Here is an 18279-nt window from a genome sequence, read left to right on the forward strand (position 1 = left end):
CAGTACAAAACGAAAAAGCAGACTGTATTCCAGAAAATTGGGGCGTTTATCGAAAAATTTAAAGGGGTTGGAGGACACCTCTAGTTGCCAGATAAAAGAACAATGCGCCACCGCAATTTATAGGTAAGATTGTATCCTTTAAACTGCGTCAGACCTGTTATGATCGATGAAGCGCTGGTTAATGTTAATGCTAACTGGATGAATTTTTAACGCACATTCAGACAATTAGCGTCCAGAACTTACAGAAACCAGCGCTTGATTTTGGATGGCAAAGTGCTGAATGGATGTATCTCAGGAGAATACTTATGAGCGTAACTATAAAAGACGATCGACTCAGGACTATCGCGACCTTTGATGGCAAGACCTTGAAAGATGATCGACTGAGGACCATCGCGACGTTTGATGGTAAAGCCCTGAAAGACGACCGACTCCGCACCATCGCTACCTTTGACGGTAAAACCCTGAAAGACGACCGACTCCGCACCATCGCTACCTTTGACGGTAAAACCCTGAAAGACGACCGACTCCGCACCATCGCAACATTTGATGGGAAGACCTTGAAAGACGATCGACTCCGCACCATCGCAACTTTTGATGGTAAAACACTTAAAGACGACCGACTCAGAACCATCGCGACAGTTAATGGTAATGTCAGTATTGGTGTTTTGGCGTTTGCTGCTAGGCTGTTTTAAGGTTAAGAGTCTATCTCAACAGAGATTAATACTTCACCCAAAAGATATAATATCAGTATATAAAAGCCTGCACCGTCTGATTTTTAGTCATTGAATCGCGAGAACGGGAAATAATTTCTCTACGATGGGGATAGGCTCATAATGGTAGGATTCTGGTAGCTTCGAAACGCCGTATTTAAGCATTACTTAAGTCATGTAGAACCAAACTTAAATATTTCTCTCAAGGTAAACCAGTAAAAAAATGTTAGTGCTGATGGATCGTTTGGCCTCTTTTAAAGGGATTGAAAATCCCCGTGTCCCTGGTTCGATTCCGGGTCCGGGCACCACTTTAACAAATTTGCATCAAAGCACGCTGGTCAGGAATTGAGAGCCCTGACGGGCGGTAAATGCAGGGGCCGGTCATACGAAATCTCCTCCGGTGTTATCTGAACCTGTACACTGGTTGATGATTCGACTTGTTCCCTCAAGTCAGGGAGTCTGCCGCAAACAGACTCCCTGCTCTCGATCACCCTGAATAATTCCAGTCAATCAGCCTGATGTCAATACCCACACTCCCGTACGGTGCTTTTGTCAGTGTGTAATGACAATTCCTGCTCCAGCGTTTTGCCCACGATATCCATCTGCAGTTCGACATATTCCATCGTTGTATTCACACTCCTGTGACCCAGCAGATCTTTCACCAGCTGCAGATTACGTTCAGGGGCTTTCATTAGCTCCGTCGCCAGCGTATGGCGGAATCGGTGAGGAGAAACAGTAAATCCGCATTCACGGGAAAGGCGCCGAAAAAAAGATCGCACCTTTTGTTGTCTCTTTTTGGAGCTGCTTTCATTTTTTGAGCGTTCGGCAACTTCAACATACCGGCTGACATCAAAAAGCTTTTCTGACGGTTTGATTCCTCGTTTTTCCGCCTGTTCCAGCAGATAAGCCAGCCCCTGGCGCAGTTGATTAACAGCGGGAACCCGCCATTCCCGATGTGTCTTACTGCCTTCCAGCATCAGGTTGATATATCCTTCATCCAGGTTGATATCCCTCAGACGAACGTGCAACAGCTGGTTCAGCCGCATTCCGGTATATCTGAGCGTATCCAGTACAACGAGCCAGTACCAGGCTGGTGACATTGCATTGTTCCAAGTGTACCGAATGCAGTATTTTCTCTCATCTTCACTTAGTTGCTGCATAACCAGATAAACTCGTGTTAATTGTATCCGGGAAAGCGTTTTTTTCTTTTTTGTTTCGCGCTGAACAGTACTATTATTAAACGGATTTTTATCCATAGAAATATATCCCTGCGAAATCCAAAAATTATATAGAGCCCGCATATGTGCGACCTTATTATTCCATGTCTGAGCTGAGCGCTGTTTTTCTTTCAGTAATTCACGTCTCCACAATAACACATCTTTATGAGTAATATCTTCAGGCGTTTTTCCCCTGCAAAACTGACGTAGTACATTCACAACTTTACGGTAGCTTTCCTCCGTGGCCGGTCTGAGATTTTTAGAGAAAAAATACTCATCCAGTAATTCATCCCAGCTCCAATTTTCCTTAGCATCCACGTTCATATTGCACTCCTGTTGCTGATAGTTCATACCTCATCAATGAGGTAATTATTTTCACGTCCTCAGTTCGGGAAAAATAGCAGACCGCTTTCCGGGGGCGTGACGCCTTTAAAGATATGTACCACTTTGACAAGGTAGCCATTAATTCGCTGGTATTTCCCGGTTCGTTCTTCCGTTCCATAAAGGCGTGCCTTCGTGAAGCGTTCTCCCCGCCGGACACGATGCAGCCGTAGTTTTTCGAACGATGCCTGAAGAATCTCCCTGCTGTAATCTTTCCCCGTTTCACGGAGAAAGAGCCAGAAGACACCCGGTACGCAGAGAAAAGCGAAACCGGCAACAATATGAATGCGGGAATCATTCTTATTGATGCTGATTTTTTCTTCAACAAGTCCATTTGTAAGCCACGATATAAATTCCTCACCCGGAGAAAGCGTTTTTTCGGCAGGCTCATCAGAGTGACGGTTATTTAGTATTTCATTATTTTTTACCTCCACGAAATCAACATACTGCTCACACTGATTAACCCCGGAGTTAACTTCCATATCAGTCATTATTTCAGTTTCATCATTCTTTTCATCCGAAGCAGAGGGTAATATATCTCCGAAGAGGGCAAGGAGTGTTTCCGTTTCTTCAGAGTCATCCCCATTATCACTAAACGCTTCTTTCTGCTGATCAACAACATCGGTAAAATTATCATCTGAAGCCAGATTAAAAGCTGACGGAAGTATATCAGGAGACATTTCTGCACTGTCACATCCTGAGCAAATAGATTTATCCGATTCATAAGATAATTCTGGTAAAATCACAGTTTCATCTTTTTCAGACACGAGTGAAATATCTGTTCCTGGCGACAAGTCCGAAACAGATACCAAATCACCGCCTTTATTAACCGCAAATATACCAGGAGATTTAGCCAGTCCGGCAGCCCGTTGCAATATTTCCCCGATAACGGGCATAACGGTCTGTTTATTCCAGAGTGCCACTGACAGGTTTTCCATCCCTCCGGGAAGACAACAAATCCAGGGCGCTGCACCGGCAGGAAGCAGCTGGCTGGCAATCAGTGAAGACAAAGCCTGTGCATAGTTGTCTGAAGGCACTTTAGCAAACCGGAACCGGTAAGCCCTGTCCGGTACGGAAATTCCCGGACACCAGGTCACGCCACTCTCCAGTTCCCCCTCAATATCTGCCAGCAACGGCAGATGCCAGAACAGAGCCTCCCAGAAAATCACCGCCTGCCATGCCACGCCCTGCGCGGCCTGCTCCTCTGGCGCAGCGCCTGGCGGGAACATGTATCCTTTGGCCAGCCTGACGGCATATGACGTAAACTGCAGCGTTAAATCACCAAATCCGCCAGCGCCGGCCCATATTCCCTCTTCTGTAGCGGGTACATTTTGCACCCGCTCAAGCAGGGTGTTAACAGGCGCCAGGTAAAGCTGCTGCCACACATCCGCTGGCAGCGACGAACTTTCCTGGATTTTCTTCAGACACTCCCTGCGCCGGGGAGTATTGAGCAGAGTCACCGCTTTTTCCGGTAAAAAATATCCGACCGGCGCTGCAACACGAACGGGAGAAGGTACAACAGTATCCCCGGCGCGGGATAAAAACGTTTTGAATTTTGCGAACATGACTTCTCCTTATAAAAAACCAGAGGAGTGTTATCCTGCCCCTCCGGTCTTTCCACGAAAAACCAGTTACACCTCATGAGAGATTTTTTTTTGCCCGCTTTCCCCAGCCCCTTCAGTTGCAGCCTCATCCTCCCGGGCCTCATTATCCCTGAGCACTGTCATCAGTTCATTCAGTACCAGAACCCGCCGGGCCCGTGTAGTGGCGACATACAACAGATTTGTTTCGTCCTGACGCTCTTCGGTGGAAAGCAACGGATCGGTGATATCGCTGAAGTCCTCGTTCAGTACAACAACGTCCCATTCCAGCCCCTTACTGCGATGTGCAGTGGATACCGTCACCTGAGCAGCCGCCTTATCCGTCACTGCCTGGCCGCGCATGATGGCCAGCTTTTCCGGCAACGGGAAAAACTCATCCAGCAGCCGGATGGCCTGGTTCATTTCCGCATCCCGAGTGGCTTTGGCAATCGAACAATACTCCTCAAAATCCCGATAATCCCGAGTCAAACGATTTGGTGACTGCATACGCTCCGGCATATCAACAGAAAACCAGTAGAGATCTTCCAGCTCTTCCGTTTTGTAGCCTGCAATCCCTCCGACCCAGAAAACCTTTTTATTATGCAGACTGGCTACCAACGCTGCGCCAATCACGCCAGCAACCGTCCTGCTGAGTACTGTAAAATGGGGGACATCGGCAGGCAGCCGTTCAGTCACTTGATCCTCACCACCGCTTCCCGTTACCTGCATGGTTTCCCCGGCCCGGGTCAACAGAATATTCGCCATACGGGCCACTTCTGGTCCGAACCTGAAACTATTTGTCAGCCACAGCCGGTCTGCGCTCTCCAGCAGTGGTGCACTAAGAGCGTTATCTGCTCCCCGAAATCGATAAATTTGCTGATAGCGATCGCCCACAAGGATGACCCGACATGGCTGGCTGAGTACAAACGCGCTGGTCACTGGGTTGGCATCCTGCGCCTCATCGAAAAGGATGGTATCCCAGCGGCGGGCAAGATCCGGGTTGGACAACTGAAACAGTTTCAGATAGACATCATGAGTGACCGGAAATGTTGAATCGGTACTGCTCATCTGATGCCAGAGTATTTGCGTTGCGCCCAGAATTTTATCGGCCGAAAGGCCGGAAAGGCCGTTACGGTCATCTTCCGACAGCAGATGCATCACTCCAGGCTCTGACTCTGCGCTGCAGAGAAAGGCATTAAGGGCCGCAATCGCCTGGCGGACAAGTGGCCAGTGCCGGGTATTCAGCATCTTGGCCGCATCTGTAATCCGCAGATTTGCGACCAGCCGGTGACGGAAATGCCGGCCAAAACGGGACCAGGCCAGCTGATGAGAGGTTTTACATTCAACATTGAATGGAAATTTCTGCTCCGCCTCGTCGCGAATAGCCCGGTTATAGGCCAGATACAGCATCCGGCTATCCGGGTTCGTCAGCGCAAACCGGACCAGTGTGGACGTTTTGCCGGTGCCTGCAAACGCATTAACAACAAGACGGCTTCCTTTCCAGTGAATGATCGCATCCTGTTCACGGGTTGTACTCCAGGACATATATGCCTCCAGACAGATAATCAGGGCATACAAAATGGAAAAAACGACGAATAATTTCGAGGGAAAAGTCAAACTCACATATTAAAAATAAATACAGGCAGATTCATCGTCTTCAAAAATAAAGACCGGACATAATAAAAAAGCCCCTCAGGATAAAGGGGCGGAAGTTAGTTACGCTACCGAATAATGCTTTGGCAGTCTGGAAGACCAGTTTCCCAGATAGTGTCCCGGCGTCAGTAAAACACGCCGCCGCTCGCCAAACAGCGAGTTGCCGATCACGACCTCCCCGGCCACGCCACATAATGACAGCTGGATATAAGCCATGCCGGCTGCCAGCGGATCGATATCCGTCGCTGAAACCCACAGATAGCGGTGTGACGCATAGCCTGCCTGATTAAGAACATCGGCAAAAGCCAACGCCATACAGCCGGCACCACAGGCAGGCTCGCTGAGAGTGATGAAAGGCTTTTCATCAAACATAGCCTTCACATCCCCCAGCTGTAGCTGCGCCATCATTCTGGCCACATCCCAGGGGGTAAAGAACTGACCGCGATACTTATCGCCCAGCTCCAACTGCATAAATACGTTTCCCAGGAAATCACAGAAGCCATTCTGCAGCCCGTTAACCACATGGCCCAGCAACTCCGCCATGCGAATAACATCCGATTTCTGGTATCCACTGACAATATTCAGATATTTTTTTTCACGCGCCTCGTTAAAATTTAACCGGTTCTCCAGTGCAATAACGCTACAACTGACAAAGTCCTCAAAGACCCGATGTCGTTTATGGTATTGGGCTGTCTGGTTAAAAAGTGAAATAAACGCTTTCTCATAGTCAATAAAACTGGCCATACGCATTCTCCATAAAAAGAGGAACACGTATCCCGGCAGGAGAACAGTGTTCCCCTTAGGGTAAAAAGCTGCAGCCCGGTGAAGGCTGCAGCGCGGTCATACCGGTTATCCCCGGATCTCTTTATATCCAGTTACCCCTAGTTCAGGCGAAGGCTGCTCACTGCTGACCAAATACAGTGTCGGTGAGATGGGTTGCGTTTCCGCCGGCACCCCCTGATAACCATCAACATGCGCCCCAAGGTCATAACAGTCATAACCACTGAGGCCGCTCACCGGTTCACTGTAGGTGTGTCGCACCTCGCACTCAAAGAGGCTGGAGATACCGGCTACTACCTCACCTGACGGTGGATACCAGGGCGAATCCAGACACAGCGTTAACCCGTTCGTGGCAGGGCGGTGCCAGTTCACATTATGCCCGGCCGGCCATTCCATACCGTATATTCGGCTATAGAAACTACTTGTGGTAGAGACCCCAGACAGCAGGCCACCGGTGGCATTCAACTCAGTCGCCAGCCGTGTCGGAATGATCATCAGCATATCGCAGGGTTGAGATCGCTCCGGATATTCCCGCAGGCGCTCCCAGCAAACCGCAGCGTCAGGTTCATCTTTCAGGCTGGACAGACCAAACCAGTCCGCATACTGTCTTTTCATCAGCGATGCCATGATGTCGCGTTGTGCCTGAGGAATATTTTCCCACTTCAGCGCCCCCACTCCGGACTGGTGATACAGCTGATCAACCCGGCGTATTGTCTCTGTCTCCAGCACCACATCTTTCTGCAACAGTTCCAGCCATTGTTCATAAGCCAGATTTTCAGGAACGGACTGCCCTGTACCCTGCCGAACCAGCCCCTGACAGGGCGGGAACGATGCAGTACGAACCGGCTTCAGTATTCCTGCGCATCCCGCCAGAAACAGCTGAATGCTCTGCAGTATGGCGTGGCGATAACGTGGCGTGTCTGTGCCGGTTATCCACTGCAACAACACATCTATACAGACAGATTTACCGGTAATTTCAAAACGGTTCTGGCACCATTCAGACATAAGTTGATACTCCTCTTTCAGTAAAAAAGAGGGCACCGTCCCGTGAGGAGCGATGCCCTCACGGGAGAGTAGCGGTTATATTACTGCCGCCACCCGGTGGATTAATTACGCCGTATCAGCCTGACGGCTGAGTGGCGCGAGTAAATATTCCGACGCTTCCCGGGCCTGCCGGCAGGCACTGAACAGCGCCTTTTTGTCGGACTTTAATTTTGACAGCCAGCCATCAACATAACTTTCATGCTGCAAATCACCGGTTATCCCGAGATGTGCGCACAAAAAAGCGCTGCCGATTTCAGCTATCAGTTCCTCAAAGGCATACACCGGGTCGCCGAATTTCTTTGTCGTCCGCGTTATCCCTTCACGATTCAGTCGCTTCGCATGACCGCTGGCATGCACCAGCTCATGAAGCACGGTGGACCAGTAGTCACCTTCAGCGTCAAACTGTGACGTCAGGGGCAGCACTATCTGGTCGGTGGAGGCGCGATAATACGCCCGGTTCTGCGGCCTGGGTGAAAACTGCACGCCAGTGGCGTTGACCACCGACAGGACCTTCTGCAGCTGTGCCGGACTGACGCCAGCGAAATCCTCCTGCGGCCGGGTGACGGTGGCTGTGCCACGTACCTGGTCGGGAAGACCATCACATTGTTCAGCGTTGAACAGCGGAAACTGGCGCAACATCGGCACCGTTTCCATCTGCGGCTTCCCGTCAGCATCAAACAGCTTGCCACTGCTGTCTTCAGCCTGCTTTGTCCAGTCGCGGTATATCACCGCAAGCGTGGCGGTTTCGCCCCTGCGGACCTGACCTCCGGCCTCCTGTGCCTGGTTGTATGTCAGCCAGCGATCGCTGGTAAAACCGCGCTCTTCGGCCGCCAGCCACAGCAGCAGAACATTCACGCCGCTGTAGTCCCGGCCGGTAAGCGCGTTGACCGGCATCAGGGTGTTTATCCCCTGCTGCGCATTTCGCCACGGACGTCGCCAGGGTGGTATACCGTTTTCCAGCGCGACAATTATCCGGTCAGTGATCAGACGGTAAATATCGCCACCGCCAGTAGGCGTCGCGGTCGTACCTGTCCGGCGACGTTTGACGGAGGAGGATTTGCTTGCCGCCGGCTTTTTACGGACCGTGGCGGTGGGATGGTTACCAGTTGTCATGGAACACTCCTTAAGAAAGACAGGCGTGCCCCTTCCCTGCGGGCGTGAGACACGCCACAGGCGGGTGGAAAATAATTCAGTAAATCAGACGCTCAGAAGCAGCGCGCCACTGGGTGAAACACATTCAGTCCGGCGTTGCAGGTTATGCGCAGCCAGCAGAAAATTGTGATGATCGACCGGTCTGGCATGACGGCAGGCTATGGGACGCATGTCCTGAAGCAGTCGGATTACTGTCATTCGCCAAAATTTTAACTCGCTGAGAGCATTGCAGGCGTTGAAATGCCAGACTGCAGCCACATGCATCCTGTCCGTCAGGTCTCGGTAACAGGCTACCGGCACATAGTGCCGTTCACCGTTGTATATATCGATATTGTTTGCTGAAAGCATCAGCGTAAGCTGATGATTTTTGTTTAAAATATCCCAGACACGCCCTTCAGTCAGGTCAAGAGGCTTAGTAAAAACGGTGTTGCCGGTCAACATACGGGCAAACGTTGTCCACCCTGAATCACGATCGGGATGGCAGCCATCAGCAAACGCCTGATGACGTAACTGGCCCTCATGCCCGGGGGCCGGATGGAAGCGTTCGCCATCCTGAACGGACAGTGAGACGGTGGCATTACAGGTCAGAACCACAGGCCTGTTACGGCTGATGGTCTCAGTAAGAACAGCCTTCAGGTCTTTTCCGTGAAAACGCAGCATAATCATGCTCCTTACTCAAAGAAAAGGCAGGGCTTCCAGCAGGAAGATCCCTGCCGGGTTAATATTTTTAAGCGGTATAGCGACACCGCTCAGGAGTTAAAACAAATCTGTCCCTACCAGACTGCAAACAGGAAAACACTTTCCCGCTCCATGTCCAGCGTATGGATACAGTAATCGGCCCATAAAGCTATCAGCTGAAGCTCCGTACAAAACTTTTCTCCGTAATCCGGATCGTTGTCGTACGCCGAGAACCAGCCGTTGTGGATATCATCGCGCAGCAATGCGAGATGGTTGCGTGAGAGAAATACTGGTTCCTGATCAGGTATGCCACACTCATAGTCCGGCATATTGACACTGATCCAGTAAAGCAGCGCATCCAGACCGCTTAACATTACCTGTTTACGGGGACCTGCGCTTGAGCCCAGAACGATCTCCAGCGGAGGAATGCTCTCCGTATCCGAACCCATTTCAAGAGGTTCGTACAGCCTGAATTCCAGTGCTGCAATCCCCTCCCATTGTTCACGGGATAACTCTATTGCCGAGCTCAAGATCAGGCTGTCAGCTATTACCTGTTCAGTCAGCCAGGCAAATGGTAGTGCATACTGCGACGCATCCGGGGCAGCCCAGGCTGAGAACCGTCCGTCACGGGCCCGGTTCATGATGGCCAGCGGCAGCGCCCAGGAACAAACTCCAGCCGTAGAATGAACCAGAAAATGTTCACCACAGACATTGTGAAGGGCCAACATCACCATGCGGGTAAATAAATCTACCGACATTTGATGCTCAGCCTCAATTTCGTCCACACTGAGTACATTCCGGGTACGCTCACGCGAAATGGAGATAATACGCTGAGTGAAGCCCTCATCAGTTCTACCGCTGAAAACCAGCTCATCAGCTTCGTATCTGCTGTCGGGTCTGAAGAGTTGATAAGCTCCGGTTTGTAGATAATTGCTACGCGGATTAACAGGGCGCATACAAAACGGCAGACAATAATACAGATCGATAACCGTCGAGATAAACTGATTCCAGATATCAAACGGAACGGTACTGCACTGCTCAATGGTGTAAATAACGGGACGACCAGCAGGTAAAAAACGTTTAGCCATAGTTAAATCCTCTTTAATAGTTAATAAAAAAGGGGATTTATTCCCGGACGGGGAATAAATCCCCGTCCGGGTGAATTACAGTCTCAGCAGCTACAGATATTCACTGTTTTCCCACTCAACTTCCTGGGCTGCCTGCGCCTGTCTACTGGCTTCTTCATTTCCGTCACGCCAGCCGTTCATCCAGGCTACAGGTAGTAAAATTTCGCCCTGGCGTGAGATATGGAACACACAAAAATCAAGCAGCTTATGTGGTCTCATATGCAAACTAATTTCAAACGCAGCCCCGTACAGAACTTCCTGTCGCAGAGCCTGCACATGCGTTTCCAGACGGCAATGGTATCTAAACGCAGCCCAGTGGGCATTTTTTTTCCGCAGAGTCTCTGCGTGCGTTGCAAGACGAATGCTCATCAGCGCCGAGTTCAGTATTTCCAAATCGCGACTAAAAATCAGCAATTGAGCATACAGATGTGACAGAGCCGGTTTTCTCGGCAACACTGCCAGAATAAAATCGGTCAGAAAAATCAGGCAGGTAAAGTAAAATTTCATGATGGTGTCATCCTTTAAACAAAAAAAGGAAACACCAACCCAACGGGAAAGTGTTTCCCATTGGGGAGTCAGAAAGATGTCCTTTCTGGCTGACGGTAAGTTGAATGAAATGACCTTCATCGCCGCGTCATAGTGCGCGTGAGTTTGGCGATATCTGCTCTCAAAGGTGCGCAGATTTCCCCACAGANTGCGCGTGAGTTTGGCGATATCTGCTCTCAAAGGTGCGCAGATTTCCCCACAGAATTCTCTGTGCTCTCCCTTCTCAGGGTACGGGAGAGTTTATGTAGCCACCCGAAGGCGCTCCTCACAGGCTACCGGAACATTGGTGGTCGCGTTAGCGACAGGTTAACGTCCAAATAATAACCACAAACTGCGGGAAACTTCAAGACGCAGTCGCTATCGTGTGCGACTGCGTCAAACATCTTCAATCTGCCCGGTAAGTTACTGACAGATATGCATAACTAACGGTCATTCATCCAGTTCCTTTTTAAAATAAACCTGTCTTATATACCGCCCCCGGCCATCTCCGTGCCCTAAATCCATTGAGACTAATGCATTAGCCTCATCCCGACTCATTCCATTTTTAAGATGAAAATTCACAGCGTCTTTTGCATATGCATACCGCAACGAATGAGGTGCGTTTTCTCCTGTCATACCGGCGTCACGAATAATATTACGGTATCGCTCTATCGCAGTATGTAATGTTGGCTTATCAATTAACTTTCCATTATTTTTATCGCAGTATGCGATGGCCTTATTTAAAATCCCCAGAACTTTATCCCTGTCAAAAACTGTGGTCTCACGAGGGCGTCCTCCTTTCGTACCAAATACCACGCAAACACGTTCATCACCTTTTAAAAGCGACTGTCGCCACGTTCTTAATGATTTTGCTGACTGAACGGTTTCTTCTGTTCTCAGACCAATATACCGTGCCAGTTGCACGGCAAGAGCCACGCCTTCATCTTTACTGATGGAATAATTAACGACTTTCTGGAGTAATTCATCAGATATTGGTCTTTTAGTACCATCTCTGCTGGCGGCAGAAATCCCCAGCGCTTTGTTACTCAACATTTCATGCTGCGGATCAGCCAGTTTATTCCTCCCGGCGACAGACATGATTGTACGCACTGCCGCCATTTCATTTTGCAGCGTACGGCTTGATATATTTTCATCCTGTCGGCTATGAATATATTTTTGGATATGCACCGTTTTTATGTGTTTTACATCCCGAATTTGAATATTTAACTGTGCAAGACGTTCAGAGAACCGTTCTGCAATTCTGGAACGATCTGCTACGGTTTTAAAGCTACCCCGCCCCTGACGTGCCAGTGTGACAAGTTGTTTTTCAAGTTGCTTACTGAATCTGGACACACTACCTCCATATGACATACACAGCCTTCTGCTTTTTATAAAACTGACGGATCTGTACCCCAAAAATTTAACCCCGACGACACGGTTAACTTTGCGCTTCCTGCGTCTCGACTGATATCTGTGCATCGGGGCGGCGAATTGAATTGTTGAGTTCTTGCGAGGCACCTCAGGTCTCTGACCTGTTTGCTGCTGATGCAGAGCTGACATTCGTCAAGCTGCCTCCAACACTACTTCTGTAGTGTCGCCATCGATATCGAGCCGATTTTCTCCTTATTACGTTGGGACGTTCAGACGGGTACTCCGTCGTACAAACGTTGATGTGAAGATGTTTTCTCCATGAATGACACGTACTACGTGTGTGTCAGATGGTACGAAAACGATGAAAACCACGCCGTGCGTGCGTTTGAATAGTATGCGCTGCGCGCGTCACTTGGTGTTCGCTTCGCTTGCACGCAAGTGACGCCGCGCAGTTTCGTGCTCGTAATGCAACGCCGTAAGCGGCCAAATGTACCAAATGGCCTATCCGGTCGATGCAAAAGTCGTACGAAACTCAGGACGTATCACTGAAGAAACGAAATGTTGATGCGACTTCCACAGACGACATTCGTCTGACTGGAAGTTGCCAGCCCGTTGTGCAACACCCGAACCGGTATGCAGCTGAGCAAAGAGAAAGAAACCCTCATCGTCACGTCATAGTGCGCTTGTATTGACGATATCTGCTTCCAAAGGTGCGCAGATGTACCACATCGATATGCTCTCCCTTTCAGGCTGCGGGAGAATTGGTGGTCGCGTTAGCGACAGTAGCCACCCGAAGGCGCTCCTCACAGGCTACCGGAACATTGGTGGTCGCCATTGACGACATACAACACTTGAAGACTATCAATAGAAGCAGGTTTTCGTCAATATTCACATGCCAGTATATTAATGGCTGAGGGGATTTACTTTATTTTAACTTTCATTTCAGCACCTAACTTTCTAATGCCTTGTTGGTATCTCTCCCACGTAACGCCTGGAAAGACATTAGGTTCTCCTCTCAGCCATTTTTTAAAAAGCAAGGGGCTATCCAAAGCAATATGTAAAGACTTACTCATTTCATGACTATCTATAAATAGATTATTTTTATGTGCTGCCAGAGCCATATAAGTAGAGAGAATCCCAGTTGAATAAAATACTGCGCCATTCTGAAGTGGTGAACCATTACTTTCAATGCAATCTTTTTTATCATTAGTAAAAAAACGTCTGCATGCTTCCGGGCGATAATTATAGATAACACACTGCCCAGAACTTTTCCCGAGAAAAACACACTCTATTCTATATTTATCATCAGTGTATTCATTAACCTTATCAGCTCGGAGTTTTAGTCTTTTCTTTATAAAAAACAACTTTGATTCACTAAAATTATTTTTTAAATTTTCAGCAATAAAAAACACGTCAGGCGTAATTAGTGAAACGTGTAAAGAGCAGCAACGCGAGCATCCTTTTTGACATACACAATTTAAACCTTTTTCTTTTTTAACTTCATCCATAACCCGTTCAGAACATCTGTGCCAACGTTCCACTGCTAAAATCACTTGCCTCTTGCTCTTAACTTTAAATGAATTATAACAGGCAGAATAAAACCAATCTTCCAAATTCCCCATTTCACATCCCTTTCAATAAACCAACACACGCACAACCATTCCATTATTATTTATAATAAAACAGCTATTGGTATAAAAATAAAGAAATAAGAAGGCAGTCACTCTTCTTATTTCTTTCATCTATTATCTAACCTTACCCTCTGCAACACCTTTCACCTGTGCAAATAGATTTCCCAAATAGGCTTCTGTTAAATGCTGAGGGTTTGAAGAAAAAAATTGAATATAAACACGACTCCCGATACCATTCTTTTCAACTTCCAATGTAATATGATCGCCCCCCCCCCAGTTCCGACCCATTTTATAGTAGCTCCCTGGCGACGCAGCCCATTCAGGCCTTTGCTCCTCAATTGCTGCAGCAGTCAGGCGAGCAGAAGTGCTTTCTCTATTTTTGATACTATTTAACTCGTCTGAGGTCATAAATTTATAATAACGACGCAAACGAGCTGCGGCAGTATCAACATCAATAGAAACTGATAAATCGCTCGACATAGAATCCTGAGCAGCATCAATTTTGGGTGCCAATTTTGGCATACCAGACTCACCTTGGGCTGATTGTTTTCCTGTTATTGAAAAGCCAAAATCGCTGATTTTTTTATTGACGGAAGTCAATTCACCCATGGAACAAGCTGTTGTAAACACAGAGACAATACTAACAATCAATACTTTCTTTCTGAACATCCTTTCCTCCTTAACATAATGTTCCGAATGATAAAAATTAAACTGATAGCGTAAAGGCTAAGGCAAGGTTGCGCCTCTCTTCAATACTCCTTATGATACAGAGAAAACTCGAACAAAAAAACAGCATCAGGTCAAACAGGAGAAGGCTCAGATATGAATATGTTCTTGAAAAAGCTGTTGAATGCGGTACTTCCTGATCCTTGCCCAAGTAAGCAAGATGAGAACGAAACACCTTTTTTAATCGAAACCTCAACAGAATCCGATGACGAGAGTCCATTCGCCTTATATAGTTCTGAAAACTGGCATTGGCACTCAGACCATGAATAAACAATCCCGCTGTTCGTGGCGGGATTGTTTATTTAGTGTTAAGAATTTAAACGGCGACAGTTAGCGCCGTTGTTAGTCTAACTATCCAGACCCTTACTAAAACCTTTTGAGAAACTCGCACCTCCCATTTTTGCAAGATTTCCCGCGTTTTCTGCGGATTGACTAGCTTTACTGGTTCCATCTTTCAATGATCCCGTAATTGCGATACCAATATTCACTCCGGCCCACGATAGCGCGCCAACCCACACGGCAGGTAATACAGTAAACATTGACCCCATAACCAGATTCATAATCAGATCATCTGACGTATTCTGAAATCCCATCATATTGAAGCGAGTATGTGTATTAGAGCTATAGAGAGCCGTCAACATCCAGCTATCGAGCCAACGGGCTAATTCCCACCAGAATGTCAGGAAGTTGATAGCAAAAATGACAAACGTCAGGGTGATCGCCGTCTTGAATTCATAAGCTGCAAAGGCAAGGATCAATGGTACCATAATATAAATAGCCATCAGCAGAACGGCTTGCACCATCGGTAATGCCTGACGCATCGCGTCCAGAGCCGGAAAAGCGCCCAGCGAGGCGACAGAAGCGCCTGCTGTGCCGGCAATACGAGTGAGCACGTTCTGCTCCGTCAAATCCGCATTACCACCATAGCCGTTATAAACCTCACCGCCATGTGATACCGTCAGGTTCGCCGGGCTGACCAGCCGGCGTATAACTTCCTCCTGATAATTTATCTGGCTGCTGCCAATCATTTTCATTGCGGCAGATAATCGTAGCCAGTAGCTATCATCAACCTGCTTCATCACCCTGGCCTTCAGGCCAGTGTCTGCTGCAGACCACCACTCAGAACAGTAGGGGTATCCCCCATTACCGGTATTCGGCCGGCCGCTGTCACGGGCATCATTCCAGGAGAACATCCCCCGCGGCAATTTCGACTGCAGCGTGGTATAGTCTCCCTTCAGAAAGGTATTACTGCCTATCCAACTGAGATCTGACAGAACCGCTTTATCCTTTGTCTGCCCTTGGTCACGCCGTTTCCACTGATAAAGTGCTAATGAATAGCAGTCGTTGGTGAAATCCTGCAGCTCGTCGGCCAGCGCGCGGTTCTCAATGAACGTCCGTTGAACCTCAAAACGCAATTGCCTTAGATCCGGCCGACACGGAATGCTGGCCACTGCCGCCTGGGTCACCCCTTTGGAAATTTTGTGAACTAACACCCACCAAACCGGTGCAGCAGCGAACTCGTTGTTCATACTGGAAATAATATTGCTGTAACCACTTTCACCCGGTGCTTTTGGTGTCCAGGTACCACAGATTTTTGCCCGGGTTCTATCAAATTCCAGCGTGGTCAGGCTTACCTGAATCAGTGGTACACAGCAGGCGATAATTACAAAGAAAGCCCCATAAAGCGCATTCTCGATGCGGGGCAGTGACAGCATGCCTTTGTTACCTTCATCCTCTCCTTCTTCGCGAACCTTCAACCAGATACCTACAATTTTAAAGGCCAGAGGTAACGCAAACAGTCCAGTACTGATAAGAACATCCCAGAGACCGTTATTAACCAGCCAGCCCAGTAGGGTCAGGAAATACTCCAGATAGCTGTTCGTTGTCATAGAGCCCCCATGCCGGAAAAAATGGAGTACTCGCAGACAAGAAAGAACAATATACTGACGCTGGCAATGCGCAGCAGTGGCCGACGATATTCCGGACGAAAACCCGGTGCATGCCAGATTTTCCACAGCCCCCATCCGACAGCGCAGTAAAGCATCAGACGCCATGCCAGCCAGCCATAGCGAGTCTCATGCATCCAGTTCTTAACCGTGGCCATGCCTTCAGGACCCAGATCGGCCAGCCAGAGACCGCCCTCCAGGGCCATCAGCAGGGCCAGCAGGAAGAGTCCTCCGACTTTCAGGCTCCTGCCTGTTTTGCGCAGCAGGCTGCGATGATTATTATTCATGCAATCGCCTCCCTTATTTCGTATCAGGGGTTTCGAGTTTCTGGAAGCGGCTGTCAGCATTATCCGTCTGCTGAATCATTGGGTTTGTACCGATACGTTGATTGTCCCGCTCGATGATGGTCAGTACCGAGTTCCTCGCCAACTCTCGCTTCAGGTCCATTTCATTCTTCAACGCCATGATTTCGCGATCGAGTGCATCAATTCGGCGAGCACCTTCTTCCAGTGCGATAGGTTGATCCTGAGCATTTGGTTCACTCATACCTGTTGTCAGCATCCGGCGCATCAACAGAGCGGTTTCTACCGTATCAGACATGGCCAGCTCACTGGCGAGACGAACTGTCAGTGCAGTATTATCCGGGTCACGTTGCAACGCCTTAATAACGTTGGCCGTTACCGGCAGCCCACCCGTTTTCAACTTCGCCAGTTCAGTAGCCGTGGGTTTTACGGTACCATTAACCAGTTTCACCAGTTGCTCTATATTGTTCTTTGTGGCGTCTTCCAGCATCGGAGAAAATCCTGTACCAGCAACGGAAATACCAGGCTGATCGTCGGTATCTCCACTGGTGCACTGCGACGCATTGCTGCAGGTGCGCATTGAGCGATCACCAAGAACTTTCACCACAGCTTGTGCAGCTTCTTCAGCATTACTGAACTTACTGCAGGCACCACCGTTACAACTGGTGCCACTAACGGTTTCTGAACTTAATACGTTGAGGCTATTCATCATGTTGTAACCTGCAGATGCCAAATCATAGGTCGGCCGGATAGCCTTCTGCCCTTTTCCTCCTCTTATCTGACCACCAATCCATTTTTTGCCAGCGGTTCCATCTGCATTCTGATATTTTTGGTCTGCACGTATTGCGTCCGTTTCTCCGCTATTGACGAGCGATTTATACTCTTCAGCGATAGCTGCCTGGCTCCACTTGCTGGTATCACTGAAATCCATCATTTTCTTCGCCATGTTCTGACAGTTCAGTTGCGCTTTATCGAATGACACGTTCGCCTGCAGGACACCGTTGGTCAGCATGTCATACAGCCCCGGGTTCGCCCGCTGGATCAGCATCGCCGGCAGGCTGGCCACCGCGCCAGTAGCCCCCTGAATAACGTCGCCCATCAGGTTTTTAAAGCCATCGGTTACGCCGTTTAACTGGTTGCCAATGGTGGTTTTGAGGTCAAAGTTGCCGCACATCAGGTCACTGCTCCACCCCACATCCAGCCCCAGTTTTTTCATATTGCTGCGCGTCGCCGGCTGCGATATCACCGACCCACCGCCCAGGGTATAAAACAGCTTGTCGGATACCGCGCCGTCCACAGATTTGCCATAGCCAAACGCACTGTCATTCACCTGCGGCAGAGAAATTGCCTGAGCAGGGGATATCGCTGAGATCAGCATCATTATCAAAGCAGGCAGGCATGCAAGAGCAATCCCAGTCAGAATAGTAAATAAAGTATTAATTAATTTATCGATGTT

16 protein-coding genes and 1 tRNA gene are annotated in these 18279 nt (G+C 48.7%); 3 read left to right on the forward strand and 14 right to left on the reverse strand.

Features of this window, described 5'->3' with window-relative positions; translation table 11 throughout:
* Positions 1-305 precede the first annotated feature (305 nt).
* Together FKM52_RS20420 and FKM52_RS21760 are read left to right on the forward strand one after the other, a co-directional pair.
* On the forward strand, positions 306-692 hold the full coding sequence (locus FKM52_RS20420) for a 5-fold beta-flower protein (RefSeq protein ID WP_141177966.1): 387 nt from the start codon (positions 306-308) through the stop codon (positions 690-692).
* A gap of 255 nt (positions 693-947) precedes the next feature.
* Positions 948-1018: transfer RNA gene (locus tag FKM52_RS21760), tRNA-OTHER, on the forward strand.
* Between the two features lie 213 nt (positions 1019-1231).
* On the opposite strand, the gene FKM52_RS20425 is transcribed toward FKM52_RS21760, so the two are convergent.
* The 11 genes from FKM52_RS20425 to FKM52_RS20480 form a co-directional block, all read right to left on the reverse strand.
* Positions 1232-2251: a tyrosine-type recombinase/integrase gene (locus FKM52_RS20425; protein ID WP_141177967.1), complete on the reverse strand. Its 1020-nt coding sequence runs from the start codon at positions 2249-2251 to the stop codon at positions 1232-1234.
* A gap of 59 nt (positions 2252-2310) precedes the next feature.
* Positions 2311-3873 (reverse strand): TraI domain-containing protein, encoded by a 1563-nt coding sequence (locus FKM52_RS20430; protein WP_141177968.1) that lies wholly within the window; start codon positions 3871-3873, stop codon positions 2311-2313.
* A gap of 66 nt (positions 3874-3939) precedes the next feature.
* Complete coding sequence (locus tag FKM52_RS20435; RefSeq protein WP_141177969.1) at positions 3940-5433, reverse strand: UvrD-helicase domain-containing protein; 1494 nt, start codon at positions 5431-5433, stop codon at positions 3940-3942.
* 171 nt (positions 5434-5604) lie between these two features.
* On the reverse strand, positions 5605-6285 hold the full coding sequence (locus FKM52_RS20440) for an N-6 DNA methylase (RefSeq protein ID WP_141177970.1): 681 nt from the start codon (positions 6283-6285) through the stop codon (positions 5605-5607).
* A gap of 105 nt (positions 6286-6390) precedes the next feature.
* The gene (locus tag FKM52_RS20445) at positions 6391-7326 is read right to left on the reverse strand and encodes a DUF1281 domain-containing protein (RefSeq protein ID WP_141177971.1); all 936 of its coding nucleotides are present in this window, start codon (positions 7324-7326) and stop codon (positions 6391-6393) included.
* A gap of 105 nt (positions 7327-7431) precedes the next feature.
* Complete coding sequence (locus tag FKM52_RS20450) at positions 7432-8478, reverse strand: ArdC family protein (RefSeq protein WP_244323736.1); 1047 nt, start codon at positions 8476-8478, stop codon at positions 7432-7434.
* Positions 8479-8562: 84 nt separating this feature from the next.
* Positions 8563-9177, reverse strand: a complete 615-nt coding sequence (locus tag FKM52_RS20455) for a hypothetical protein (protein WP_141177972.1) — start codon at positions 9175-9177, stop codon at positions 8563-8565.
* 113 nt (positions 9178-9290) lie between these two features.
* Positions 9291-10283: a hypothetical protein gene (locus FKM52_RS20460; RefSeq protein WP_141177973.1), complete on the reverse strand. Its 993-nt coding sequence runs from the start codon at positions 10281-10283 to the stop codon at positions 9291-9293.
* Between the two features lie 1014 nt (positions 10284-11297).
* On the reverse strand, positions 11298-12200 hold the full coding sequence (locus tag FKM52_RS20470; RefSeq protein ID WP_181407960.1) for an integrase domain-containing protein: 903 nt from the start codon (positions 12198-12200) through the stop codon (positions 11298-11300).
* A gap of 938 nt (positions 12201-13138) precedes the next feature.
* Complete coding sequence (locus tag FKM52_RS20475) at positions 13139-13840, reverse strand: YkgJ family cysteine cluster protein (RefSeq protein WP_141177975.1); 702 nt, start codon at positions 13838-13840, stop codon at positions 13139-13141.
* 123 nt (positions 13841-13963) lie between these two features.
* On the reverse strand, positions 13964-14518 hold the full coding sequence (locus tag FKM52_RS20480; RefSeq protein ID WP_244323737.1) for a hypothetical protein: 555 nt from the start codon (positions 14516-14518) through the stop codon (positions 13964-13966).
* Positions 14519-14671: 153 nt separating this feature from the next.
* Here FKM52_RS20480 and FKM52_RS21765 point away from each other — a divergent pair, with 153 nt between their 5' ends.
* Positions 14672-14845: a hypothetical protein gene (locus tag FKM52_RS21765; protein WP_160622466.1), complete on the forward strand. Its 174-nt coding sequence runs from the start codon at positions 14672-14674 to the stop codon at positions 14843-14845.
* Between the two features lie 77 nt (positions 14846-14922).
* Here the strand turns inward: FKM52_RS21765 and FKM52_RS20485 are convergent, their stop codons facing one another.
* From FKM52_RS20485 to FKM52_RS20495, 3 genes are read right to left on the reverse strand one after another with little or no spacing between them, the layout of a single operon-like run.
* On the reverse strand, positions 14923-16464 hold the full coding sequence (locus FKM52_RS20485) for a conjugal transfer protein TraG N-terminal domain-containing protein (protein ID WP_141177976.1): 1542 nt from the start codon (positions 16462-16464) through the stop codon (positions 14923-14925).
* Positions 16461-16808 (reverse strand): hypothetical protein, encoded by a 348-nt coding sequence (locus FKM52_RS20490; protein ID WP_141177977.1) that lies wholly within the window; start codon positions 16806-16808, stop codon positions 16461-16463. The genes FKM52_RS20485 and FKM52_RS20490 overlap by 4 nt, the downstream gene beginning before the upstream one ends.
* A gap of 13 nt (positions 16809-16821) precedes the next feature.
* Entirely contained in the window at positions 16822-18204 is a 1383-nt protein-coding gene (locus FKM52_RS20495) for an integrating conjugative element protein (RefSeq protein WP_246085565.1), read from the reverse strand.
* Positions 18205-18279 lie beyond the last annotated feature (75 nt).

Origin of the sequence: Mixta tenebrionis (genome assembly GCF_006517625.1) — a bacterium.
Classification (GTDB): domain Bacteria; phylum Pseudomonadota; class Gammaproteobacteria; order Enterobacterales; family Enterobacteriaceae; genus Mixta; species Mixta tenebrionis.